This is a genomic window from Streptomyces chisholmiae (genome assembly GCF_031845445.1).
GTDB lineage: Bacteria > Actinomycetota > Actinomycetes > Streptomycetales > Streptomycetaceae > Streptomyces > Streptomyces chisholmiae.
Genome location: NZ_JAVREO010000033.1, coordinates 1 through 22,584, shown reverse-complemented (window position 1 = coordinate 22,584; position 22,584 = coordinate 1). Strand labels below are relative to the sequence as shown.

Annotated in this window: 25 protein-coding genes; 10 read left to right on the top strand and 15 right to left on the bottom strand. The window is 72.7% G+C overall.

What is annotated here, in order from left to right:
* Window positions 1-35 precede the first annotated feature (35 nt).
* A complete protein-coding gene (locus tag RM844_RS31320) occupies window positions 36-662 on the top strand; it encodes a TerB family tellurite resistance protein (RefSeq protein WP_311670838.1) in 627 nt (208 codons plus the stop codon).
* Between the two features lie 456 nt (window positions 663-1,118).
* Here RM844_RS31320 and era read toward each other — a convergent pair whose 3' ends face one another.
* The 7 genes from era to RM844_RS31285 all read right to left on the bottom strand — a co-directional run bounded on the left by era (window position 1,119) and on the right by RM844_RS31285 (window position 7,504).
* On the bottom strand, window positions 1,119-2,063 hold the full coding sequence (gene era / locus RM844_RS31315; protein WP_311670831.1) for a GTPase Era: 945 nt from the start codon (window positions 2,061-2,063) through the stop codon (window positions 1,119-1,121).
* Window positions 2,060-2,437 (bottom strand): cytidine deaminase, encoded by a 378-nt coding sequence (locus RM844_RS31310; protein ID WP_311670830.1) that lies wholly within the window; start codon window positions 2,435-2,437, stop codon window positions 2,060-2,062. The genes era and RM844_RS31310 overlap by 4 nt, the downstream gene beginning before the upstream one ends.
* Before the next feature lie 57 nt (window positions 2,438-2,494).
* Complete coding sequence (locus tag RM844_RS31305) at window positions 2,495-3,208, bottom strand: hypothetical protein (RefSeq protein WP_311670829.1); 714 nt, start codon at window positions 3,206-3,208, stop codon at window positions 2,495-2,497.
* Window positions 3,209-3,334: 126 nt separating this feature from the next.
* Window positions 3,335-4,669 (bottom strand): hemolysin family protein, encoded by a 1,335-nt coding sequence (locus tag RM844_RS31300; protein WP_311670828.1) that lies wholly within the window; start codon window positions 4,667-4,669, stop codon window positions 3,335-3,337.
* The gene (gene ybeY, locus RM844_RS31295) at window positions 4,666-5,163 is read right to left on the bottom strand and encodes an rRNA maturation RNase YbeY (protein WP_311670827.1); all 498 of its coding nucleotides are present in this window, start codon (window positions 5,161-5,163) and stop codon (window positions 4,666-4,668) included. The genes RM844_RS31300 and ybeY overlap by 4 nt, the downstream gene beginning before the upstream one ends.
* A gap of 12 nt (window positions 5,164-5,175) precedes the next feature.
* Complete coding sequence (locus RM844_RS31290; RefSeq protein WP_311670826.1) at window positions 5,176-6,183, bottom strand: PhoH family protein; 1,008 nt, start codon at window positions 6,181-6,183, stop codon at window positions 5,176-5,178.
* A 196-nt stretch (window positions 6,184-6,379) separates the two neighbouring features.
* Window positions 6,380-7,504, bottom strand: coding sequence for a PfkB family carbohydrate kinase (locus tag RM844_RS31285; RefSeq protein WP_311670825.1), 1,125 nt, complete (start codon window positions 7,502-7,504; stop codon window positions 6,380-6,382).
* Window positions 7,505-7,553: 49 nt separating this feature from the next.
* Here RM844_RS31285 and RM844_RS31280 point away from each other — a divergent pair, with 49 nt between their 5' ends.
* Window positions 7,554-8,897 (top strand): family 4 glycosyl hydrolase, encoded by a 1,344-nt coding sequence (locus RM844_RS31280; protein WP_311670824.1) that lies wholly within the window; start codon window positions 7,554-7,556, stop codon window positions 8,895-8,897.
* Window positions 8,898-9,149: 252 nt separating this feature from the next.
* Here RM844_RS31280 and RM844_RS31275 read toward each other — a convergent pair whose 3' ends face one another.
* The 3 genes from RM844_RS31275 to RM844_RS31265 form a co-directional block, all read right to left on the bottom strand.
* On the bottom strand, window positions 9,150-10,064 hold the full coding sequence (locus tag RM844_RS31275; RefSeq protein ID WP_311670823.1) for a ribonuclease Z: 915 nt from the start codon (window positions 10,062-10,064) through the stop codon (window positions 9,150-9,152).
* Between the two features lie 13 nt (window positions 10,065-10,077).
* Complete coding sequence (locus tag RM844_RS31270) at window positions 10,078-10,437, bottom strand: histidine triad nucleotide-binding protein (protein WP_311670822.1); 360 nt, start codon at window positions 10,435-10,437, stop codon at window positions 10,078-10,080.
* A 155-nt stretch (window positions 10,438-10,592) separates the two neighbouring features.
* Window positions 10,593-11,471 (bottom strand): NAD(P)H-binding protein, encoded by an 879-nt coding sequence (locus tag RM844_RS31265; RefSeq protein ID WP_311670821.1) that lies wholly within the window; start codon window positions 11,469-11,471, stop codon window positions 10,593-10,595.
* A gap of 257 nt (window positions 11,472-11,728) precedes the next feature.
* Here RM844_RS31265 and RM844_RS31260 point away from each other — a divergent pair, with 257 nt between their 5' ends.
* From RM844_RS31260 to RM844_RS31235, 6 genes are all read left to right on the top strand, one after another.
* Complete coding sequence (locus RM844_RS31260; RefSeq protein WP_311670837.1) at window positions 11,729-12,289, top strand: TetR family transcriptional regulator; 561 nt, start codon at window positions 11,729-11,731, stop codon at window positions 12,287-12,289.
* Window positions 12,290-12,730: 441 nt separating this feature from the next.
* Window positions 12,731-14,290 (top strand): sodium-dependent transporter, encoded by a 1,560-nt coding sequence (locus tag RM844_RS31255; protein ID WP_311670820.1) that lies wholly within the window; start codon window positions 12,731-12,733, stop codon window positions 14,288-14,290.
* The gene (locus RM844_RS31250) at window positions 14,290-14,427 is read left to right on the top strand and encodes a methionine/alanine import family NSS transporter small subunit (RefSeq protein ID WP_311670819.1); all 138 of its coding nucleotides are present in this window, start codon (window positions 14,290-14,292) and stop codon (window positions 14,425-14,427) included. Before RM844_RS31255 ends, RM844_RS31250 begins: the two co-directional genes overlap by 1 nt.
* 65 nt (window positions 14,428-14,492) lie before the next feature.
* Complete coding sequence (locus RM844_RS31245) at window positions 14,493-14,870, top strand: VOC family protein (protein WP_311670818.1); 378 nt, start codon at window positions 14,493-14,495, stop codon at window positions 14,868-14,870.
* Window positions 14,870-15,253 (top strand): ArsR/SmtB family transcription factor, encoded by a 384-nt coding sequence (locus RM844_RS31240; protein WP_311670817.1) that lies wholly within the window; start codon window positions 14,870-14,872, stop codon window positions 15,251-15,253. Before RM844_RS31245 ends, RM844_RS31240 begins: the two co-directional genes overlap by 1 nt.
* Window positions 15,243-15,692: an SRPBCC family protein gene (locus RM844_RS31235; RefSeq protein ID WP_311670816.1), complete on the top strand. Its 450-nt coding sequence runs from the start codon at window positions 15,243-15,245 to the stop codon at window positions 15,690-15,692. Before RM844_RS31240 ends, RM844_RS31235 begins: the two co-directional genes overlap by 11 nt.
* Window positions 15,693-15,700: 8 nt before the next feature.
* Here RM844_RS31235 and RM844_RS31230 read toward each other — a convergent pair whose 3' ends face one another.
* From RM844_RS31230 to RM844_RS33670, 3 genes are all read right to left on the bottom strand, one after another.
* On the bottom strand, window positions 15,701-16,093 hold the full coding sequence (locus RM844_RS31230) for a hypothetical protein (protein WP_311670815.1): 393 nt from the start codon (window positions 16,091-16,093) through the stop codon (window positions 15,701-15,703).
* A 140-nt stretch (window positions 16,094-16,233) separates the two neighbouring features.
* Complete coding sequence (locus tag RM844_RS31225; RefSeq protein WP_311670814.1) at window positions 16,234-16,674, bottom strand: SUKH-3 domain-containing protein; 441 nt, start codon at window positions 16,672-16,674, stop codon at window positions 16,234-16,236.
* Window positions 16,675-16,676: 2 nt separating this feature from the next.
* Window positions 16,677-17,717, bottom strand: a complete 1,041-nt coding sequence (locus tag RM844_RS33670; protein ID WP_394814639.1) for an RHS repeat-associated core domain-containing protein — start codon at window positions 17,715-17,717, stop codon at window positions 16,677-16,679.
* Between the two features lie 372 nt (window positions 17,718-18,089).
* On the opposite strand from RM844_RS33670, the gene RM844_RS31210 reads away from it, so the two are divergent.
* Entirely contained in the window at window positions 18,090-18,341 is a 252-nt protein-coding gene (locus RM844_RS31210) for a hypothetical protein (RefSeq protein ID WP_311670813.1), read from the top strand.
* A 90-nt stretch (window positions 18,342-18,431) separates the two neighbouring features.
* Window positions 18,432-19,322, top strand: coding sequence for a LysR substrate-binding domain-containing protein (locus RM844_RS31205; RefSeq protein WP_311670812.1), 891 nt, complete (start codon window positions 18,432-18,434; stop codon window positions 19,320-19,322).
* A 351-nt stretch (window positions 19,323-19,673) separates the two neighbouring features.
* On the opposite strand, the gene RM844_RS31200 is transcribed toward RM844_RS31205, so the two are convergent.
* Together RM844_RS31200 and RM844_RS31195 are read right to left on the bottom strand one after the other, a co-directional pair.
* A complete protein-coding gene (locus RM844_RS31200) occupies window positions 19,674-20,045 on the bottom strand; it encodes a hypothetical protein (RefSeq protein WP_311670811.1) in 372 nt (123 codons plus the stop codon).
* On the bottom strand, window positions 20,042-22,584 hold a 2,543-nt coding region (locus RM844_RS31195), incomplete at its 5' end, for an RHS repeat-associated core domain-containing protein (RefSeq protein ID WP_311670810.1). The genes RM844_RS31200 and RM844_RS31195, both read right to left, overlap by 4 nt.

Genomic DNA, 22,584 nt, shown 5'->3' with positions numbered 1-22,584 from the left:
GCGGGTAACGGAGGTACAACGTGGTGCACTCCCGGTTGGCCGGGGTCAGGACTGTCTGGCGGGTCACGGATGACGGGGACTTCTTCTGCGCGTCCTGCGGGGGTGATCGCCGCTATCAACGGTTGGCCGGGCGACGGCGGTTGACCGTGCTGGGAGTGCCACTGCTGAGCCGCGGCCCGGCCGCGCCGGTGCTGGAGTGCGTCTCCTGCCGGCGCCGGTTCCCCGAGCGGGCGCTCGCCCTGCCCACCACCACCCAGCTGGCCACGCTGCTGCGGGAGGCCACCCACTCGGTGGCCCTGGCGATGCTGGCCGCCGGCGGTGTGGACGCGGAGCCGGCCAGGCGGCTGGCCCTGGACGCGGTGCGGGACGCCGGCTTCCCCGACTGCTCCGAGGAGCAGTTGCTGACCGTCCAGGCCTCGTTGGCGGCCCGCAGCCTGTCCCTGATGGCCCAGGAGGCGAGCGAGACGGTCGCGGCGCTGACGCCGCACCTGGCCACCCCGGGGCGGGAGAGCCTGCTGCTGCGCGGGGCGCGGATCGCGCTGGCCGACGGCCCCTACCGGGAGGCCGAACGGGCCATGCTGGAGGCGCTCGGCGCGGCGCTGTGGCTGCCGCCGGCCGACACCGAACGACTGCTGACCGCGGCCGCCACGGCGACCAGCTGACCGCCGGGCCCGCCGCCCCGGGGGCCGGCGCGGCCACCGGGCGGCTGACGCTCCCGCAACGGCGGCCCCGGGTTGGGGCGTTGCGGCGCGGCGCTCGCCGAGGTGGCGGCGAGCCCGCCGGGCCCCGGGGATGGCCGCCACCGGCCGAACCAGGCGGCCTGGCCTGGGACGTTGCCCCGGAAACCGGAGCAGGCTGGGCAACGGCCGGCCGTCGAGGCGACGCCCAGCCCACCGGCCCCGCGGATGGCCGCCGCCGGCCGAACCAGGCGGCCTGGCCTGGGGCGTTGCTCCGGAAACCGTTGGCTGGCCGGGGCATCATGCGGGACGCGCGCCCAGAGCTCCCGCAGCTGCCGCACGGCGGCCAGCCGTTGGCGCGGCGCCGGCCGAACCCACGGTCGACCGCGGGGCGTTGCCCCGGCTCGGCCGCACCGGCGGCCCGCCGGCCGGGGCCGTCGGTCAGAAACCGAGGCGGCGGAGCTGCTTCGGGTCGCGCTGCCAGTCCTTGGCGACCTTGACGTGCAGGTCGAGGAAGACCGGGGTGCCCAGCAGGGCCTCGATCTGCCGCCGCGCCTTGGTGCCAACGTCCTTCAGCCGCTGCCCCTTGGGGCCGATCACGATCCCCTTCTGGCTGGGGCGTTCGATGAAGAGGTTGGCGTGCACGTCCAGCAGCGGCCGGTCGGCCGGGCGGTCCTCGCGCGGCAGCATCTCCTCGACCACCACGGCGATCGAGTGCGGCAGTTCGTCCCGCACCCCCTCCAGCGCGGCCTCCCGGATCAGCTCGGCGATCATCACCTGCTCGGGCTCGTCGGTGAGGTCGCCCTCCGGGTAGAGCGGCGGGCCCTCCGGCAGCAACGGGACCAGCAGGTCGGCGAGGAGCCCGACCTGCTCGCCGGCGACGGCGGAGACCGGCACGATCTCGGCCCACTCGATGCCCGCCTCGCGGCCCATCTGGTCGACGGCGATGAGCTGTTCGGTGAGCGTCTCGCGGTCGACCAGGTCGGTCTTGGTCACCACCGCGAGCTTGGGGGTGCGCTTGACCTGGGCCAGCTCCTTGGCGATGAAGCGGTCGCCAGGACCGACCTTCTGGTCGGCCGGCAGGCAGAAGCCGATCACGTCGACCTCGGCCCAGGTGGTGCGGACCACGTCGTTGAGGCGCTGACCGAGCAGGGTGCGCGGCTTGTGCAGCCCGGGGGTGTCCACCAGCACCAGCTGGGCCTCGGGACGGTGCACGATGCCCCGCACCGAGTGCCGGGTGGTCTGCGGCCGGTTGGAGGTGATGGCGACCTTGGTGCCGACCAGGGCGTTGGTGAGGGTGGACTTGCCGGCGTTGGGACGGCCCACGAAGCAGGCGAAGCCGGAGCGGTGCGGGGCCGAGGCGGCCTGGGGGTCAGGGGAGTTCATGAGGCGGCGATCGTCGCACGAAGCACGCCGTCTGGGCCAGCCAGCAGCACGGGGGTGCCCGCGCCGCCGAGGTCCGTGACGGCCGCCACGTCCTCGGGGGCCGGCGCCTCGGCGCCGGTCACCACGGCGGCCGCCTCCAGCGAGCGGGCGCCGCTGGCCACCGCCATGGCGACGGCGGTGCGCAGCGCGCTCAGCTCCAGCGACCGCAGGGCGACGGTGCTCGCCACGTAGGTGCGGCCCATCTCGTCGCGCACGGCCGCCCCCTCGGCGGCGCCGTTGCGGGCCCTGGCGCTGCGGGCCAGGGTAATGATCTTGCGGTCTTCCGGCCCCGGCTCGTCGAGGTCCACCGCCCGGGGGGCAACGCCTTCAGTCATGGCCCCGAGCTTATGCGGTGCGCGACGGGCGGCGGTGGGGAGGCGGCGAGAGCGCGGTCACAGCTCCGTGGTGCCCGGCTGGTCGGGGTGCGGCGCCGGGGTGCCGCCGCGGGCCGCCTCGGTCAGCTTGGCCACCGCGCGGTCGGCGATCGCGGTCAGCGGGTCCGCGTCCGGCTCCTCCCGGCCGGCCTGGGCGACCCGCACCAGGTGCGGGCCGACCCGGGCGATCACCACCTCGACCAGCACCGAGGGACCGGTGTCCGGGTCGCCCAGCCGGCGCTGGTACCGGGCCGCGGCGCTCTCGTCGCCGAGCGCCCGCGGGTCGCCGGACGGCTCCTGGTCGTAGGCGACGGTGGTCTGGTCGCCCGCCGGGCCCTCCTCGGTGTGGAAGGTGTCGCAGGCGTCGGCCGCCGCCCGGAAGGCGTCCAGCGCGTGGCGCGCGGCGGCGGTGTCCCCGTGTGCGGTGGCCACGGTGGTGACGAACGGGCCGGTCTGGGTCTTGGCGAAGCCGGCGCGCTGGGCTTCGTCGGCCGAGCTGTCGAACAGCTCGCCGCAGGCGTTCTCGGCCGGCTCCGGCACCCCGAAGCCGCGTTCGGCGGCGGCCTCCTCGCTGTCGCTGGCCCAGCCCTCGGGGAAGTCCAGCGGGTCCAGCAGCGCGGCCTTCAGCTGGCTCTCGCCGAGGGCGTCGGCCGCGGCCGGCTGGCCGGGTGCCAGGGCGAGGCTGAGGGTGACGAGCCCGGCGACGGTGACCGTTCGCAGATGCGCGTTCATGGCTCCCATGGCGCCACCCGAACGGGCCCCCGGCCACCCTCGCTCCCCCGTTCGGGTGAGGGCCACCGGGGCGCACCACGTCACTCGGCCTCCGGCCGACGGGCCGGGCGCGCGCACCCCGGCGGGTCACTCGGCCGGCTGGGACTCCTGGGTGGCCGTCTCGGCCGGCACCGGCTCCACCAGGACCCGCTCGATGCGGTTCCGGCGGCCGGCCGGGGACTCCGCGGTGAGCCGGAGCGCGGCCAGCGCCGGCCCCGCCGAGTCCAGCGGCTGCTCGGCCGAGACGTCGACCACGGCACGGGCGCCGGCGATCGGCACCCGGCCGAGCGCCTTGGCCAGCAGCCCGCCGACGGTCTCCACGTCCTCGTCGTCCAGCCGGAGGTGGTACAGCTCGCCCAGCGCCCCCAGGTCGAGGCGGGCGGTGACCCGGTAGCTGTCGCCGCCCAGCTCCTCGACCGGCGGCAGCTCGACGTCGTACTCGTCGGTGATCTCGCCGACGATCTCCTCCAGGATGTCCTCGATGGTGACCAGGCCGGCCGTGCCGCCGTACTCGTCGATCACCACCGCCACGTGGATGTGGTCGCGCTGCATCTCGCGCAGCAGGTCACCCGCGTTCTTGGTGTCCGGGACGAAGGTGGCCGGGCGCATCACGACCTCGACCGGCTCCGTCTCCGCCTCCCGGCTGACGTGCGTCCGGCGGGCCAGGTCCTTGAGGTAGACGATGCCGACGATGTCGTCGTCGCTCTTGCCCGTGACGGGTATCCGGGAGAAGCCGGAGCGCAGCGCCAGGCTGAGCGCCTGGCGCAGGTTCTTGTCGCGGTCGATGGAGACCAGGTCCGTGCGGGGCACCATCACCTCGCGGACCAGGGTGTCGCCCAGCTCGAAGACGGAGTGCACCATCCGGCGCTCCTCGTCCTCGATCAGCGACTCCCGCTCGGCCAGGTCGACCATGGCCCGCAGCTCGGCCTCGGAGGCGAACGGGCCCTTGCGGAAGCCCTTGCCCGGGGTGACCGCGTTGCCCAGGATGATCAGCGCCTGGGTCAGCGGGTTGAGCACCCGGACCAGCGGGACCAGCACGTAGGCGGCGGCGATGGTGGTGGTCAGCGGGTGCTGCCGGCCGATCGTGCGGGGCGAGACGCCGACCGCGACGAACGACACCAGCACCATGATGCCGAAGGCCGCCGACAGCGCCGGCAGCAGCCCGTCGAAGGCCTCCAGGCAGGCGTAGGCGACCAGCACGGCGGCGGCCATCTCGCTGGCCACCCGCAGCAGCAGCGCCAGGTTGAGGTAGCGGGTCGGGTCGGCGGCCAGCTCGGCGAGCCGGTCGGCGCCCCGGCGGCCGGCGCGGACCGCCTCCTCCGCGCGGTAGCTGGTGATCACGGAGAGCCCGGCCTCGGCACAGGACGACAGCCAGCCGACGGCCAGCAGCGCCAGCACCGCGACCAGCAGGGTGCCCGTCATGTCAGCGTGGGGGCCGGGGAGGGCCCGGACAGGCCGCGCTCGGCGCGCCAACCGTCGACGATGGCCTGCTGGAGGCCGAACATCTCGGCCCGCTCGGCCGGCTCCTCGTGGTCATAGCCCAGCAGGTGCAGCACCCCGTGCACGGTGAGGAGTTGCAGCTCGGTGTCCATCGAGTGCCTGGTGGGGGCGGCGCGTCCCTGCTCGGCGGCGACCTCGGGGCAGAGCACCACGTCGCCGAGGAGGCCCTGGACGGGCTCCTCGTCGTCCTTGGCCGGCGGGCGCAGCTCGTCCATCGGGAAGGACATCACGTCCGTCGGCCCCGGCAGATCCATCCACTGGACGTGCAGCCGCTCCATGGCCGCCGCGTCCACGGCGATCACGGACAGCTCGGAGAGCGGGTGGATGCGCATCCGGGCCAGCGCGTAGCGGGCGATGTCGAGCAGCGCCCGCTCGTCGAGCGGCTGGCCGGACTCGTTGTTGACCTCGATCGCCATGATGCGGGGCGGCTACTTTCCGGTCCGGTGGTCATATCGGTCGTACGCGTCCACGATGCGCCCGACCAGCTTGTGCCGCACCACGTCCTGGCTGGTGAGCCGGGAGAAGTGGACGTCGTCCACCCCGTCCAGGATCTCCTGCACCTGACGCAGGCCGCTCTGGGTGCCGCCCGGCAGGTCGACCTGCGTGACGTCCCCGGTGATCACGATCTTGGACTCGAACCCGAGCCGGGTGAGGAACATCTTCATCTGCTCGGTGCTGGTGTTCTGCGCCTCGTCCAGGATGATGAACGCGTCGTTGAGGGTGCGGCCGCGCATGTACGCCAGCGGGGCGACCTCGATGGTGCCGGCGCTGAGCAGCCGGGGGATCGAGTCCGGGTCCAGCATGTCGTGCAGCGCGTCGTAGAGCGGGCGGAGGTAGGGGTCGATCTTCTCGTAGAGCGTGCCCGGCAGGAAGCCGAGCCGCTCCCCGGCCTCCACCGCGGGGCGGGTCAGGATGATGCGGTTGACCTGCTTGGACTGGAGCGCCTGGACGGCCTTGGCCATGGCCAGGTAGGTCTTGCCGGTACCGGCCGGACCGATGCCGAACACGATCGTGTGCTGATCGATCGCGTCCACGTAGCGCTTCTGGTTGAGCGTCTTGGGGCGGATGGTCTTGCCCCGGTTAGACAGGATGTTCTGGGTGAGCACCTGGGCCGGGCTGGCGTCGTCGCCACCGGTGCCGCGCAGCATCGCGATGGAGCGCTCGACGGCGTCCTCGGTGAGCGGCTGACCGGTGCGGAGCACCAGCATCATCTCGTCGAAGAGGCGCTGCACGAGCCGCACTTCCGCCTCGTCGCCGGTGGCGCGGATCTCGTTGCCCCGGACATGGATGTCGGTGGCCGGGAAGGCCCGCTCGATCACGCGCAGCAGCGCGTCTCCCGAGCCCAGCACGGTGACCATCGGGTGCTTGGCCGGGACGGTGAACCGGGCGGTCGCCTCGTCGGTGGGGCGGGGCTGGTGTGTGGGTGTCTGCGTCATGGGCGGCCCGGAAGGACCCTGCTCATCCCTCTCTGCGCTGGGGTGCCTTGGCCCCCAGGGTACGACGCCGGGCGCCGGTTGCCCCAGGACATTACGGAGCGCTATCTCCTTGCCGCGCTGCGGTGTTGGCCGCGCCCCCGGCGGGGCCCGGCCGGTCACCCGCCGCGGCCGGCCGGACACGCCGGGCACCGGCCGGTCAGCCACGGAACCCGAGCGTCGGCACGGCCCGCCGGCGCGGCCAGGGCGCCCCGGGGCCCGGCAGCACCGCGTCGAGGAAGGCGTACCTGGCGAGCAGCGCGGCGGCCTCGGGACCGGGCGGCGCGGCGGCGGGGGCCAGCGTCCGGACGCCGTGCCACCAGGCGGCGATCTCGGCCCAGCCGGGCGCCGAGAGCGAGCCGCCGAACTCCTGCACCGAGAGCGAGGCCGTCAGCCCCGCGAGGGCCAGCCGGTCGGCCAGCGGCCAGCCGGCCAGCGTGCCGGTGACGAAACCGGCCATGAAGACGTCCCCGGCGCCCGTCGGATCCAGCGCCTCCACCGCGATCGCCGGCACGTGGGCCGTCTCGCCCGTCCTGGCGTCCACCCCGTAGGCGCCGTCGGCGCCCATGGTGACCACGGCGACCGGCACCCGCTCGGCCAGCGCGTGCGCGGCGGCCCGCGGGTCGGCCGCGCCGGTGTAGCGCAGCGCCTCGGCCGCGTTGGGCAGGAACGCCTCGCAGTGCGCCAGGTCGGGCAGGGCCGAGAGCTCCCAGCGGCCGGACTCGTCCCAGCCGGTGTCGGCGAAGATCAGGCTGCCCTGGCCGGCCGACTTGGCGATCCACTCCTGGGGCCGGCCCGGCACCAGCGAGGCCACCGCCGACCTGGCCTTCGGCACGCACTCGGCGGCCGGCTCGGCCGCCGGCAGGGGCGCCTCGTGGCCGTGCGAGACCATGGTGCGCTCGCCCTCGTAGGCCATCGAGACCGTGACCGGGGAGTGCCAGCCGGGGACCGTGCGGGAGCGGGAGAGGTCGATGCCCTCGCCGCGCTCCAGCGTCTCCCAGCAGTACTCGCCGTACATGTCGTCGCCGAACGCGGCGGCCAGGCTGGTGCGCAGGCCGAGCCTGGCCAGCGCGGTGGCCATGTTGGCCACGCCGCCGGGGCTGGAACCCAGGCCGCTGGCCCAGGACTCGGTGCCGCGGACCGGCGCCGAGTCGAGGCCGGTGAAGATGATGTCCAGGAAGACCGTGCCCGTGAGGTAGACGTCGCGGACCGGGTCGGCGGGCGCGCGCCGCTGGGCCAGCGGGTCGAGCGTGCTGCGCGTCGGGGGCTCGTGCTGAGGGGTCACCTGCGACTCCGGGCTGGGGGGTGGGCTCTTCTACGGTACGTTCCGCCTCATGAGGCTCACGATCATCGGCGGCGGAGGGTTCCGTGTCCCCCTGGTATACCGGGCGCTACTGACAACGGCGGGCGAGCGCTCACCCGTTCGCTGTAACGAGGTCCGGCTGTTCGACACCGACGCCACCCGGGTGCGGGTGATCGCCCGGGTGCTGGCGCGGCTGGCGGACGGCGTGCCGGACGCGCCGGCGGTCCGGGTGGCCGAGTCGCTGGACGAGGCGGTGCGGGACGCGGACTTCGTCTTCCACGCGATCCGGGTGGGCGGCACCGAGGGCCGGGTGCGGGACGAACGGGCCGCGCTGGCCGAGGGGCTGCTCGGGCAGGAGACGGTGGGCGCCGGCGGGGTGCTCTACGGGTTGCGCACGGTGCCGGTGGCGCTGCGGATCGCGGAGCGGGTCGCGGAGTTGGCGCCGCGCGCCTGGCTGATCAACTTCACCAACCCGGCCGGGCTGGTGACCGAGGCGATGGCCGGCCGGCTGGGCCACCGGGTGATCGGCATCTGCGACTCGCCGGTCGGTCTGGTGCGCCGGGCGGCCCGGGCCGCCGGGGTGGCGCCGGACGAGGTGAGCTACGGCTACGTGGGGCTGAACCACCTGGGCTGGCTGAACTCGCTCAGCCACGGCGGCCGGGACCTGCTCGGCGAGCTGCTGGCCGACGACGCGGGCCTGGCCGGCTTCGAGGAGGGGCGGCTCTTCGGCGGCGAACTGCTGCGCGCGCTGGGCACGTTGCCCAACGAGTACCTGCACTACTACTACTTCGGCCGGGAGACCCGGCGGGCGGTCGCGGCGGCCGGGGGGACGCGCGGGGAGTTCCTGGCGGCCCAGCAGGGCGCTTTCTTCACCGAGGCGGCGCGCGACCTGGACCGCGCGCCGGCGCTCTGGGAGCGGACCCGGCTGGAGCGGGAGCGCACCTACGGCGCGGAGCAGCGGGCCGCCAGCGGCGGCGGCGAGCGGGACAGCCGCGATCTGGCAGGTGGCGGCTACGACCGGGTGGCGCTGACCCTGATGGCGGCCATCGCCGAGGACCGGCCCAGCCGGCTGATCCTCAACGTGCGGAACGCCGGCACGGTGCCGGAACTCCCGGACGACGCCATCGTGGAGACGGTGTGCGAGGTGGGCGCCCAGGGCGCGCACCCGGTGCCGACGCTGGCCCCCGGGCTGGCCGAGCTGGGCCTGATGCTCCAGGTCAAGGCGGTGGAACGGGCGACCATCGCGGCGGCGACGACCGGCTCGGCCGAGCTGGCCAGGCACGCCCTGGCGCTGCACCCGCTGGTGGACTCGGCGGCGGTCGCCGAACGCGTGCTGACCAGGGCCGGCTGGCCGGGTGCGGGACGGGGTGCGTGACCGGGCGCTGAACTGGGCGCGGGACCGGAACGGCGGCCGCCGGGGGCCGCGCGCACGCGCGCGCCTGTTGGGGGACGGTGGCGGGGCGGCGGACGGTGGCGCGGTGAGGCGGGCGAAGGGTTCCCGCACGCCGGCGTGCGGTGGCGGGGCGGGGCGCGAGCCGGGGCCCTCTGCGCCCAGGCCGGGCGCGCTCACCCGACGGCGCGGGCGACGCCACGCCTGGGCGACCGGCGGCAGGGCCGCCGGCCCGGCCTACCGAGGGTCGGCCCTGGTGGGGACCGGTACCCGTGTCAGGTCCTCGGCGACGGTCAGGGTGCCGGTGAAGCCGGCCGCCCTGGCCTCCTCGGCGAAGCCCGCCGGGTCGCGGTAGCGCTGCGAGAAGTGGGTCAGCACCAGGTGGCGCACCCCGGACTCGGCGGCGACCCGGGCCGCCTGCTCGGCGGTCAGGTGCCCGTACTCGTCGGCCAGTCCCGCGTCCGCCGCCATGAACGTGGACTCGATCACCAACAGGTCGCAGCCCGCGGCCAGTTCGTAGACGGCGTCGCAGAGCCTGGTGTCCATCACGAAGGCGAAGCGCTGCCCGGGGCGTTCCTCGCTGACCTCGGCCAGGGTGACGCCGCGCAGCCGGCCGGTCCGGCGCAGCTGGCCGATGTCGGCGCCGGTGACGCCGAGCGCCGCCAGCCGGTCGGGCAGCATCCGGCGGCCGGTCGGCTCCACCAGGCGGTAGCCGAAGGACTCCACCGGGTGGGAGAGCCGCGCCGCGCTCAGCTCGAACGCGTCGGTCCGCGCCAGCACACCGTCCTCGGCGACCGGGGCCGGCCGCAGTTCCGCGGTCTCGTGGTAGGCGGTGGCGTAGCGCAGCGCGTCGAAGTACCGCTGGCCGCTGGCCGGGTAGTGCACCGGCACCGGGTGCGGCACCCGGTCCAGGTTGATCCGTTGGATCACCCCGGCCAGGCCGAGCGCGTGGTCGCCGTGGAAGTGCGAGACGCAGATCCGGGTGAGCGAGTGCGCGCTGACGCCGGCCAGGGTCAGCTGTCGCTGGGTACCCTCGCCCGGGTCGAAGAGGATGCCCTCCCCGTCCCAGCGCAGCAGGTAGCCGTTGTGGTTGCGCCGTCGGGTCGGCACCTGGCTGGCGGTGCCGAGCACCACCAGCTCGCGGGCGGACATCGTGCCGCCCCGGTCAGCCGGGCGGCCAGTTCAGCCCGCGCCCGCCCAGCACGTGGGCGTGCGCGTGGAAAACCGTCTGGCCGGCGCCGGCGCCGGTGTTGAGGATGATCCGGTAGCCGCTGTCGACGACCTTCTCCTGCTCGGCCACGGCGCCCGCCTCGCGCAGCACGTCGGCGGCCACCTCGGGGGCCGCCTCGGCGAGCGCGGCGGCGTCCCGGTAGTGCCCGCGCGGGATCACCAGCACGTGGCAGGGGGCCTGCGGGCTTATGTCCCGGAACGCGAGGGTGGTCGCGGTCTCCCTGACCACCGTCGCCGGCACGTCGCCGGCCACGATCTTGCAGAACAGGCAGTCAGCCTGCGGTTCTCCGGCCATCCCCCGGGGTCCTCCTCGGCCTTGGCGCTCAGCGGTGACCGAAGGATGGTACCGCCTGGCCCCTCCTCCCCCGGCCACCGAACCCCCGCCGACCGGCCGACCGTTGGCGCGCGGCGGACGGCCGGCGGACCGACGGCCCGACGGACGGTGGTCGGTCAGCCGGCGGCCGCCAGTTCCCGTGCCGCGACGGTGCGGAAGTCGCGGGGCGGCCGGCCGGTGAGCCGCTGGACGGTGTCGGTGACCCGGTCCTCCGCCCCGGCGGCGATGGCCTCGTCGAGCCCGGCCAGCAGCGCGCCGAACTCCGCCCCGAGCTGCGGCGCCAGCCGGGCGGCCAGCTGCTCGACGGTCAGCCGGCGGTGGACCACGGGCCGGCCGGTCACCTCGGTGAGGATCGCGGCGACGTCGTCGTAGCCGAGCGCCTCGGGCCCGGTGAGGACCAGGTCCGTGTTGGGCGCCCGGGTCGCGGACAGCGCCTCCGCGGCCACCGCCGCGATGTCGTCGGCGTCGACGAACCCGACCCGGCCCGAACCGGTGGCGGTCAGCAGGGCGCCCTCGTCGCGGGCGGAACGGGCGTGGGCGTGCTCCCCGGTGAAGTTCTGCATGAACCAGGAGGGCCGCAGCACCGCCCACTCGTCGAAGAGGCCGGGCAGCGCCCGGTGCACGACGCCCACCGCCGGGCCGTCCGCCGGGATGGCCGACGAGCTGAGCAGCGCCACCCGGGCGACGCCAGCCGCCCGGGCCCGGGTCAGGAAGGGGAGCATCACCGCGGCCGGGTCGGGGTCACCCGGCGGCGGCACCAGGTAGAGGCGGTCCACGCCGGCGAGGGCCGGCTCGTGGGTGTCCTGCCGGTGCCAGTCGAACGGGACCGGCTCGGCCCCCGGCACGGGGGTGGCGCGCCGGCTGGCCGCCCTGACCCGGAGGCCGGCGGCGAGCAGCGGCGGGACGACACGGCGGCCGGTGGTGCCGCTCGCGCCGACCACGAGGGCGGTGCCGGGGGTCGTCGGCCGTGGCGGCGCCTGGCGAGGTGAGGGCATGAGGCGTGGGTGCTCCGTCCCATAGAATCCGGACCTGGGGTCCGCTTCACGATACGGACCCGGGGTCCGCTTCGCAAGGAGGAGTCGCAGTGTCCAGGCCGAACCCCGACCAGAGCCCCGACCAGAGCCCCGACGAGAACCGCACGCCCGACTCCGGCCAGGACGGCGAGCACCGCCCGGACCAGGTCGGCGAGCAGCCACCCGAGCACCAGCCACCACGCAGGCCCCGCAGGGACGCGGCCCGCAACCGGGCCGCCGTGCTCGCCGCCGCCGACACCCTCTTCGCCGGCAGCCCCCGCCCCGAGACGGTGACCATGGCCGATGTCGCCGCCGCGGCCGGCGTCGGCAAGGGCACCCTGTTCCGCGCCTTCGGCGACCGGACCGGGCTGATCAGGGCGCTGCACGCGAGCCGACTCGCCCCGCTCTCGGCCGCCATCCGGACCGGCCCGCCGCCCCTGGGCCCCACCACGCCACCCCGGCGGCGGGTGCTCGCCCTGCTGGACGCGACCCTCTGCTTCAAGCTCGACAACCGCCACCTGACGCTGGCGCTGGAGGAGGCCGGCAGCGACAGCCCCTACCGAACCGAGCACTACGACCACTGGCACGACCTACTCCGCGACACGCTGGCCCGAATCCCCGCCCCCGGGGACCCCGCCTTCACCGCGCACGCGCTGCTCGCCGCCACCCGGGCCGACCTCGTCAGCCACCTCACCGACCGGGAACGGCTGGGGCGCGAGCAGCTGCGGGCCCGGCTGGCCGAGTTCGCCGACACCGTCCTCGGCCCGGCGGGCGCCCCGGAGGCACCCGGCACGCGGTGACGAGCCCGGCGCGAGGAACCGACCGCGGCGCGCGGGGTCACCCCCGGCGCGAAACGACCGGACCCGGCGCCGAGCGACCGGCGACCCGGCGCGCGCCGCGCCGCGCCCGAGGCGACTCCGGCACGCCGCGCCCGAGTTGACGCGATACGGTCCGGTACGCACTACCCTGGTCCCGCAAGTGACCGGCTGGTAGCGTGCCCCGGGTCGTCGGGTTCCGACGCGGAGCAGCTCGGTGCCGCCGCTCTCTGAGCCGCTTGGCGTTCCCCGGCGGCGACCGGAGCACCGGGGTGCGAGTCGCCCCCACCACAGGACCGGGAACCGCCCGGGCGGCGCCCCCACAGCACCCCCCGGCACGCACGGCGAGGCCGCTCGGCCGGCCGCGCGCCCACGTTCCCGGCCGAGCCGCGACCACCGAGCAGACCTCCGAGGAACGTGGAAACCATGACCGAACAGCCGCAGCGTGAACAGTGGGGCAGCCGTCTGGGTTTCCTGATGGCCGCCATCGGATCGGCCATCGGGCTGGGCAACATCTGGCGCTTCCCCGCCGTGACCTACGAGCACGGCGGGGGCGCGTTCCTGATCCCCTACCTGGCGGCGCTGCTGACGGCGGGCATCCCGCTGCTGATCCTGGAGTACACGATCGGGCGGAAGTACCGCTCCTCGCCGCCGGGCGCACTGCGCAAGCTGGCCCGGCCGGCGGAGGCCATCGGCTGGTGGCAAGTGGCGATCTGCTTCGTGGTCGCCACCTACTACGCGGCGATCCTCGCCTGGGCGCTCCGCTACGTCGGCTTCTCCTTCGACCAGGCCTGGGGCGACGACCCGGAGGGCTTCCTCAACCAGGAGTTCCTCCAGCTCAACGAGACGCCGGGCGAGATCTCGACGTTCGTGCCCGGCGTGGCCTGGCCGCTGCTGCTGATCTGGGTACTGACCCTGGGTGTGCTGCTGCTGGGCATCCGGCGCGGCATCGAGCGGGCCAACATCGTGACCATCCCGCTGCTGGTCGGCTTCTTCCTGGTGCTGGTGGCCCGGGCGCTCACCCTGGACGGCGCCGCGCTCGGCCTGGACGCGCTCTTCACCCCCGACTGGGGCGCGCTGGCGGACGGCAGCGTCTGGGTGGCGGCCTACGGGCAGATCTTCTTCTCGCTGTCGGTGGGCTTCGGCATCATGATCACCTACGCCTCCTACCTGCACCGCAAGTCCGACCTCTCCGGCTCGGCGATGGTGGCCGCGTTCGCCAACAGCTCCTTCGAGATCCTGGCGGGCGTCGCGGTCTTCGCCACCCTGGGCTTCATGGCACAGGCCGCCGGCGTCGGGGTGGCGGACGTCAGCTCCAGCGGGGTCGGGCTGGCCTTCGTCGCGTTCCCGCAGATCATCTCCGAGATGCCGATGGGCGCCTTCTTCGGTGTGCTCTTCTTCCTCTCACTGGCGATCGCCGGTTTCACCTCGCTGATCAGCATCGTCCAGGTGATCATCGCCGCCGTGCAGGACCGGACCGGCCTCGGCCGCACCGGCGCCGTGCTGGGCGTCGGCGGCGCGGTGACGGTGGTCTCGCTGCTGCTGTTCGCCAACGACAGCGGCCTCTACCTGCTGGACGTGGCCGACCACTTCATCAACCAGTACGGGATCGCGCTGGCCGGCCTGGTGCTGCTGATCACCGTCAGCTGGGGCCTGCGGAAACTGCCCGCGCTGCAACGGAACGCGGATGCCACCTCGTCGATCGGACTCGGCGTGTGGTGGCGGATCTGCCTCGGCGTGCTCACCCCGGTGGTGCTGACCTGGATGATGGTCGACAGCCTGCGCCACGAGTTGGACGAGAACTACGAGGGCTACTCGACGACGTTCCTGCTCTGGGGCGGCTGGGGGGTGGCCGGCGGGGCGCTGCTGGCCGGCCTCCTGCTGACGCTGCTCTCCCGGCGCCGACCCGCCGGCCGCGAAACCACCGTCGACTCCGCCCACTCCGTCGACCACTCCGTCGACCACTCCGTCGAGAGGAACGACTGATGTCCGCCTCGGCCATCGTGATGATGATCGTCGCCATGCTGGTGGTGTGGGGCGGCCTGGTGCTGGCCGTCATCAACCTGCGTGGCAATCCCGACGTCCCCGACCCCGGCGCGGACGACGTCTCACACCCGCTCTGAGCCGGCCCGTCGCCCCCGAGCAGCAACCGGTAGGAATCTCCCTACCCATGTGGCAGGATGGCGGCATGACCATCGCCAGGACCCAACTCGTCTCCCTGCCGGTCAGCGACCAGGACCGGGCCCGCGACTTCTACGTCGACGTGCTCGGCCTGGAGCTGGTCCGGGACAACCCGATGGGCCCCGACCAACGGTGGGTCGAGGTCGCCCCCGCGGGCGCCGAGACCGGGATCACCCTGGTCACCTGGTTCCCGACCATGCCGCCCGGCAGCCTCCGCGGCCTGGTCCTCCAGACCGAGGACGTGGACGCGGAGATCGACCGGCTGCGCGCCGCCGGCGTCCCCGTCGAGGGGCCGGACGACGCGCCCTGGGGCCGCTTCGGCACGCTGACGGACCCGGACGGCAACGGCCTCGTGCTCGCCGGCCCGCCGCCGCGGGGGGCGTGATGGCGTCGCCCACGACCGACCCGCCGGTCCGGCAGGACGCCGTCTTCGCCGCCCTGGCCAGCCCCGTCCGGCGCGCGGTGCTCACCCTGCTGCGGGAACGGGGCGCCCAGCCGGTGCACGTGATCGCCGCCGAGTTCGCGATGCGGCGGCCCAGCGTCTCGGAACACCTCAAGGTGCTGCTGGCCTGCGGCCTGCTCACCGAGACCCGGCACGGCCGCGAACGGCACTACGCGCTCCGCCCCGAGCCGCTGCGCGAGGTCGCCGCCTGGCTCACTCCCTACGAACAGTTCTGGCGGCAGCGACTCGGCGCGCTCGACGCCCTGCTGGCCGAGGACCTCGACGACGGTGCCCCGGGTGAGGAGGGCGACGCGCGTGACCGATGACAACCCACGGCTGATCGAGGTCGACCAGTTCCTGCCGCACCCGCCCGAGCGGGTCTGGCGGGCCCTGACCGAACCCGAGCTGCTCGCCCGCTGGCTGATGCCCACCACGTTCCGCCTGGCCGAGGGCCACCCGTTCACCTTCACCACCGCGCCGGACCCGGGCGGCCGGTTCGACGGCGTGATCCACTGCCGGGTGCTGGACTTCGAGGCCCCGAGCCGGCTGCGGATCAGCTGGCGCGCCGACGGCCTCGACTCCACCGTCACCTGGCGGCTGACCCCCGAGGGCACCGGCACCCGCCTCTTCCTGACCCACGACGGGTTCGCCCCCGACGACCCCGCCCAACAGCTCATCCGCGGGATGCTTGGCGGCGGTTGGCGCTCCCGCGTCCTGCCCGCCCTGGCCGACCTCCTCGCACGGCGACCGGCCGGCGATCCCTGACCCCGACGTCAGCGCCGGCGCGGGGCCCCGGGCCAGGTCGTCCAGCGCAGCCTCCGCGCCTCGGTGCGGGGCACCAACCCCGCACCGATCAGCGCGGCCAGCCCCGCCTCCCGGCCGGCGATCCGGTAGCCGAACTCGCTGGAGTCCACCTCGTGGTAGGTCCCGTCGGTGACCAGCACCCCGGCCGCCACCCCGTCGAGCCCCGCCAGCAGCCCCTCCCGCAACGCCGGCAGGAACTCCCCGGGCAGCCGCTCCTCCGGCACCACGCTGAGCAGCTCCAACCCCCCGTCAGGCCCGGGCGGTTCGAACCGCAGCAGCACGTGCGCGAACGGCCCACAGGACGTGCGGTTCATCCGCACCAGGACACGTACCTCGTCCACCACGACGGCGAGTTCGGTCATGCCGACCACCGTAGAACCCCTCAGCGGACGCCTTCCACCAGCTTCTCCAGGGCCCGGTCCCACCGTATCGACGGTTTTGCTCTGCCGATCCCAGGCGGGCCAAGGTCCGCCGGACAACAGATTCTCAACACCTGGACCAGTCACCGATATCCACTGATGAGTTTATCGAGGGCTTGATCACCGCTGTCGGCAAAAAAATCAACCGCATCGCGCCCTCGATAGACCGAGCCGTCCTCCGCCATGCCAAGAAACAGGTGCCGACGGGCCATCTCCCCGATCGGGTACAGGCTGGTCCCCGTCTCCTCGCTCATGTCCTCGTAGATATCAGCCTCCCACTGCCCCTCCAGCGGGTTGAGCGAGAAGGGCATGCGCTCCACAGCGACCCCCTTTCCCGACAATTCGAATTCGAGCCCGCCGAACTCCGCGAGAAAGGCCCGCGCCTTCTCATGCGCCTCGAACCCGTCGCTTTCCTTGAGGATGCGCTCCCATTCCTCTGTGGACACTCGACGATGCGGGCTCCAACCTGCTTCTCTCAATACACGATCGGTTTCGGCCGACCAGCGCTCAGTCGCGTCTTCCATGATCAGGTAACTCCCGTGATGTTGAACTGCCCAAGTACGTGAGCGCACGACGGACAGATCACTTTTGGATCTCCGTGTCTGGCATTCCCACTTGCCCGGATTTCCACCGCGGCCATTGTTCCACCTCTGGGGTCAACTCCCGCGTTGAGCGCATTGGTGAGCGCTTCAGCCTCACCGCAGCGACCGTGCTGGTTGCCCTGGAGTGCCTGACGAACCTCCGTCGGCACCCGGTCGTACGCCGCCTGGACGTCCGGGTGGAGGTTGTGGTCGCCGCCGCCCTTGATGCTGGCGCCGGTGAAGACGTGCTGGTTGCCTGCGGCGTCCGTGACGACAAGGCCGGCGGAGCTGGTGGGGCGGGTCTTCTTGCTTCCGCCCGTTGGTGCCTGTTGTTCGGCCTTGGCGCGTTGGCGAGCCGCCGCGAGGGCGCGTTCGCAGTCCGGGGCGAGGCCGAAGGGGTCGACCGCGGTGTGGGGATTGCTGACATAGGCCCGGGGGTTGGGTCCTGGGGCCAGGCCGAGGGGGTCGAGGGTGGCGTACTGGCCGGTGTCCGGGTCGTAGTGGCGTTGGTAGTTGTAGTGCAGACCGGATTCGGGGTCAGCGTACTGCCCGGGGAAGCGGAGTGGGCAGTAGGCACGTTGCCCGTCGGATTCCGTCCGTGGCGCGCCCCAGACGGTGGCCTGCTGGTGCCAGGCGATCTCACCCGCCTCGTCGACGAGTTCGGTGGGCGTGCCGACCAGGTCGGCGACGATGCCGTAGAAGCGTTCGTCGATCCACTCCTGGGGCCGGTCCCGGACGGCGGTGCTCTCGATCTGGGTGACGGGCGTGAACCGGCCCTGTTCCCAGTCCCAGACGGTACGCCGGACGTCGCCCTCGGCGGTGGCCTCGGTCTGCTCGGCCAGCAGTACGGCGTCGTTCCAGGTCTGGTCCAACCGGACGTCACCGACGCCGCGTTGGACCTCACGCCCGTTGTCGTCGTAGGAGAAGGTGACGCGCGGCCGGCGCTCTCGACCGCCGTGGGCTGGTCGCGGTCGTCGTACTCCCACCGGCTCTCGTGACCCGACGGGGTGACGCGGCGGACGCGCCGGCCGCGCGCGTCGTAGCCGGAGCGTCGGCTACGCCGGACAGTGGCGGACCGTCGCCGTGGCGCGCACCGACCACGGTCCGGTGGGTGGGGTGGCCGTCATCGTCACCCGGGAAGGAGGCAGTCTGGCCCGCTTCCCGGCGGGTGACCTGCTGTTCGTCCGCCCTGCCGACGGGGCGGACGAACAAACGCCCCACGCGTGAACCCGGCCCGCCTCTCCGGGCCACCGAAAGCCCCTGCCCCTTCCAGAGCGCCCGCCCAGCGGGTCGGCACCGGGCAGGTCCAACCCGACGGGCGCGCCGTGCCCCACCGGAATCACGAGAGGAGGAACCCCATGTTCTCTTCCTGTGCCGACTACCTCGACCCCCGGATGGCCGTGCCGGACGGGCCGTTGCCCGTCGATCCGTTGAGTCGGGTGCGGTCCGGGCCAGAGCCCGTCGAGGGGTGTGCGGAGTGTGGCGAGCGGGCCACGCGGCGGGACCGGGCGAAGTCCCACGCGGACTGGCCGATCGTCACCGACTTCAACGTCCTGCTTCGCCAACACCCCACCCACGGGCAGTCGCGGTCCGACCGGCGCCGTCGCTGAGCACCAGCTCCTCGCCGACACGCGCCGACGCACCGCCACCGCGTGCCGGCCCTCGGGGCCGTCCAGGGTCAGCGGCGCCCCAGGCCCGGCGTGCGCCAGCGCATCGACGGCGTGATCCACTGCCGGGTGCTGGACTTCGAGGCCCCGAGCCGGCTGCGGATCAGCTGGCGCGCCGACGGCCTCGACTCCACCGTCACCTGGCGGCTGACCCCGGAAGGCACCGGCACCCGCCTCTTCCTGACCCACGACGGGTTCGCCCCCGACGACCCCGCCCAACAGCTCATCCGCGGGATGCTCAGCGACGGTTGGCGCTCCCGCCTCCTGCCCACCCTGGCCGACCTGACGGCCGGCCGCACCGGCCAGCTGGCCGTCCGCTACTTCGCCACGGCGGGCGCCACCCTGGTGGCCCCCGCGCTGGCCCGGCTCCGCGCCGCCCACCCCGGCGTCCGCGCCGACCTCCAACTCGCCGACCCGGCCGACCCGCTGCGGGAGATCCGCCGGGGCCAGGCCCACCTGGCCGTGCTGGTGCACCCGCCGACCCGGCCGCCCGACCCGGGCGTTCGCCTCGTCCACCTGCTCGACGACCCGTACGCGGCGGTGCTGCCCGCCGGCCATCCGCTCGCCGAGACGGAGCGGGTCGAACTGGGCGCGCTGGCCACCGAACCGTGGGTCGGCAGCGAACCACCGGGCCCCTGCCTGCAACCGGTCATCGACTCCTGCGCCGCCGCCGGCTTCAGCCCCGACTTCGTGGTCCAGAGCGAGGACTACGCCACGGCCCAGGGCTTCGTCGCGGCCGGCCTCGGCATCGGCCTGATGCCCCGCCTCGGCCTGCGCACCCCCCACCCCGGCGTGGTCATCCGCCCCGTCCACAACCCCGAACCGATCCGCACCATCTCCGCCGCCGTCCGCGACCCCACCCCCGACCAACCGCCCCTGCGCACCCTCCTCCACGCCCTCCACACCACCGCCACCACCGGCTGACCCGCGCCAGCCCCCGCTCCTGCCGCTCGTCCCGCGGCCACGCCCGCTCGCGGCCAGCGGCCGGTTCCCTCGCCGCACCGCGGAGGCGCGAAGGCCCGATAGCCGGACCTCGGCGCCTGTGCGGCGGGTTCCGTACGTCGACCAGACGGGCGTATCGCGTGATCAGGTTGACCCGGAGCACCCGGCCCGACGCCGAGGCACCACCGCCGTCCACGGTGACCATCACCCCGGGCCGACCGTCCTGCCAGGAGGCGCACCACGGCACACCGCGGTGTTCCCCCGCGAGCACATGGGGGGTCTTTGACCAACCGACGGAAACTACGGGCATGTCAGGTGCGCGATGCCACTGACTCACCTCTGCAGAGGCCCCTCAATGGCCAGGTTTCCCAGGGTGAGCAACCATGTGTCGTAGAGGTAGTCGCTGAAGGTCTCCAGCACGCTTCCGTCGTCCAGAACGAGGGCGATATCGATGTCATGGAACGCCGACTGTGCTCGACACTCCACGACGCAGGTGCCGACGAGCGACCCGATCGCCCCGGACGTCTCGCCGGAAGCCTCGGAATCTCGGGAGGTCAGAATGTGGGTACCACGCATGAGACGCCAGGCTCCCGAGATTCGAAGCCGCCAGTTAGGGCCACCCAGATAAAGAAACTCCGACTCCTGTCGCGCACTTTCCACCGAAAGCGGGAGGTGGCTGGAGATTTCTGCAATGGCGCTCGTCATGATAGCTCCACATGGGTGCGTTCGCGAATGTACTGTCGGGCTGCCGCGCCACGGGTCCCTCGTGGCGCCTGAGGTTGCCGCCCGGTGAAGGGGCTTACCGGTTGGCCGTTGGCGCTTTCGAAGCTGGCCCTCAGCGGTGCACTGCCCGATGGCTCCATGATGCGGATGCTCTCACCACTGGGCAGCGTGTAGCCCTGTCCCGCAGAACGGGTTGGGAACGTACCGAACCCCGGTTCCCCTGAGTTCACCGCATCCTGGAGCCCTTGCTCGAACCTGGCTCTGTCGGTTGGGATAACCGTGCCGTGCTGGTCCGCCACGAAGCTGGGTTGCGCCGGATGTGCGGACAACCCCAGCGGATCTGCCCAGGTGCGAGGATTGGGTACGTAGCCGTAGTGGTTCGGCCCCGGTAGCAGACCGAGAGGGTCGGGCGAGGTATAGCGCCCGGTTGCGGGATCATAGTGGCGATGGAGGTTGTAGTTCCACCCGGTCTCCGGATCTGAGTACTGTCCGGGAAAGCGTAGCGGTGTTGTGGCTGTGCCTTCCTCTTCGTGATCCCGCTGCGCCCCCCAGAGCGAGGTACGTCCGCGCCATACGATAGCCCCGCGCTCGTCCACCAGTTCTGTGGGGGTGCCGACCAGGTCGGTAACCATCCCGAAGAATCTGCTGTCGATTTCCTGATGAGTGCATCCCTCCACCTGGGTCAGGGGGTGTAGCCCGTCGTAGTCCCAGGTGATGGCGAAGGTGTTCGCGTCGGCTTCGTCAGCCATGGCGGTGTTCTGCTCGACGAGAGTGTGGTCAGACCAGGTGAAGGTGGTCTCCTCGACAAGGTCATCGCCGATGCATCGCAGTTTGGCCATGCGGCGGCCGAGTGGGTCGTATCGGTAGCACCAGCGCTCCCCGCTCGGAGTGGTGGTTTCGACGAGCCGGTCCTCGGCGTCCCACTGGTAGTGCCAGACATTTGCTCCTCCCGACAGGAGCGCCGTCCTACGTGTGACGATACGGCCAGCCGCGTCGTACTCGTACCGAGTGCGGCCAGCACGAGTGATCTTCGTGCCGTTGTACTGGCGATGCCCCTGGTGGGAGGACTGTCCCTGCCACGTGGCGTCGGTCTGGTTTCCAAGTGAGTCGTACGCGTACTCTTCCTGGAGCATGCCCGGAGCACGGACGGTGAGAGGACGTCCGAGCACGTCGAGATGGAAGTGTGTGGTGCCCTCATGCGAGTCCTCCACACTCGTGAGTGCGTGGTCGGCACGGTAGGAAAAGCTGCGAGTACTCGTGTTGGTGTCCGGCTGCACGAAAGACTGACGCGTCAGGCGGCCTTGGCCGTCCCATCGCTGAGCAATCTGGAAGGAATCGGCGAAACGGCGCTGCGTCTCGCGTCCCATCGCGTCATGCTCGAATTCGAGGGTGTTTCCAGCGGAGACCAACCGGACAGGTCGGCCGGAAGCGTCGTAAGTCCATCGACTGGTGCGGCCCGCAGGGGTGGTCCGCGTCAGAGGTTGGCCAACTACGTCATAGGCGAATGCGAGTACGCGGCCGTTGATCGACTCCGTCAGTCGTCGTCCGAGCGCATCCCGTTGGATCTCGAGCGTGGCATCCGGGCCGGCGGCGTGCAGTAGTTGACCGAGTGCGTCGTAGGAGAAGGTAGTGACTCCGGTGGCCGTTTCCTTGGCGGTGACGTTCCCAAGCGGGTCTCGGGCATAAGTGACACTCTGGCCGAGCGCATTGGTACGTTCGACCAGCCGATTGCCCTCGTCGAAGCGATATTGGATGCTGCGGCCGTCGAAGTCCGATTCACCGACAAGGCGGTTAGCGGCGTCCCACGAGTATTCCCACTGGCGCTTGTTCGGCGCGATGACGGCCACCAGCCGCAGTTCGGTATCACGAACGAACTGGTGTCGGGCGCCGTCGGGGGCGACCTGTTCGGTGAGTTGGTCGAAGACGCCGTAGCCATAATGTGTGGTTGCTCCGCTCTCATCCCGGTAGCTTAGGCAGTTCCCCTCCGCATCCCATCTCCAGCTCAGTGTCTCTCCCGACGGGTTGGTCTGGGACAGGGGGCGACCTTCCATCGTGTACTCGAAGTATGTTGTCGCGCCCAGTGGATCGCGCAGCATGGTGACGCGTCCGAAGCTGTCACGCACAGCCTCTGTTCGTTCTCCCATCGGGCCGGTCACAGATACTGGTAGCCCGGTAGCGTCGCAGACGTATCGCCTTGACCGCCCCAGCGCGTCCGTCACGCCTGTCACGGCGCCACGGTTGTCGATATCGAATCGTGTGACGTTGCCCGCCGGATCGGTAAGCGTCTCGCGGTTCCCAGCGGCATCGTAGGTCTGTTGCCACAATCCGCCATCCGCCTCGCGCAGTGTCACCACGCTGCCCATGTCGTCGTACTCGGCGCTGCGCTGAGAGCCATCTGGGCGGGTGATGGTGGTGAGGTCGCCGTGTTGGTTGTAGGTGTAGTGGGTGGTGTGGCCGAGGGGGTTGGTGGTGGTGAGGGTGTGGTCGTAGCGGTCCCAGGTGTGGGTGGTGGTGTGGCCGA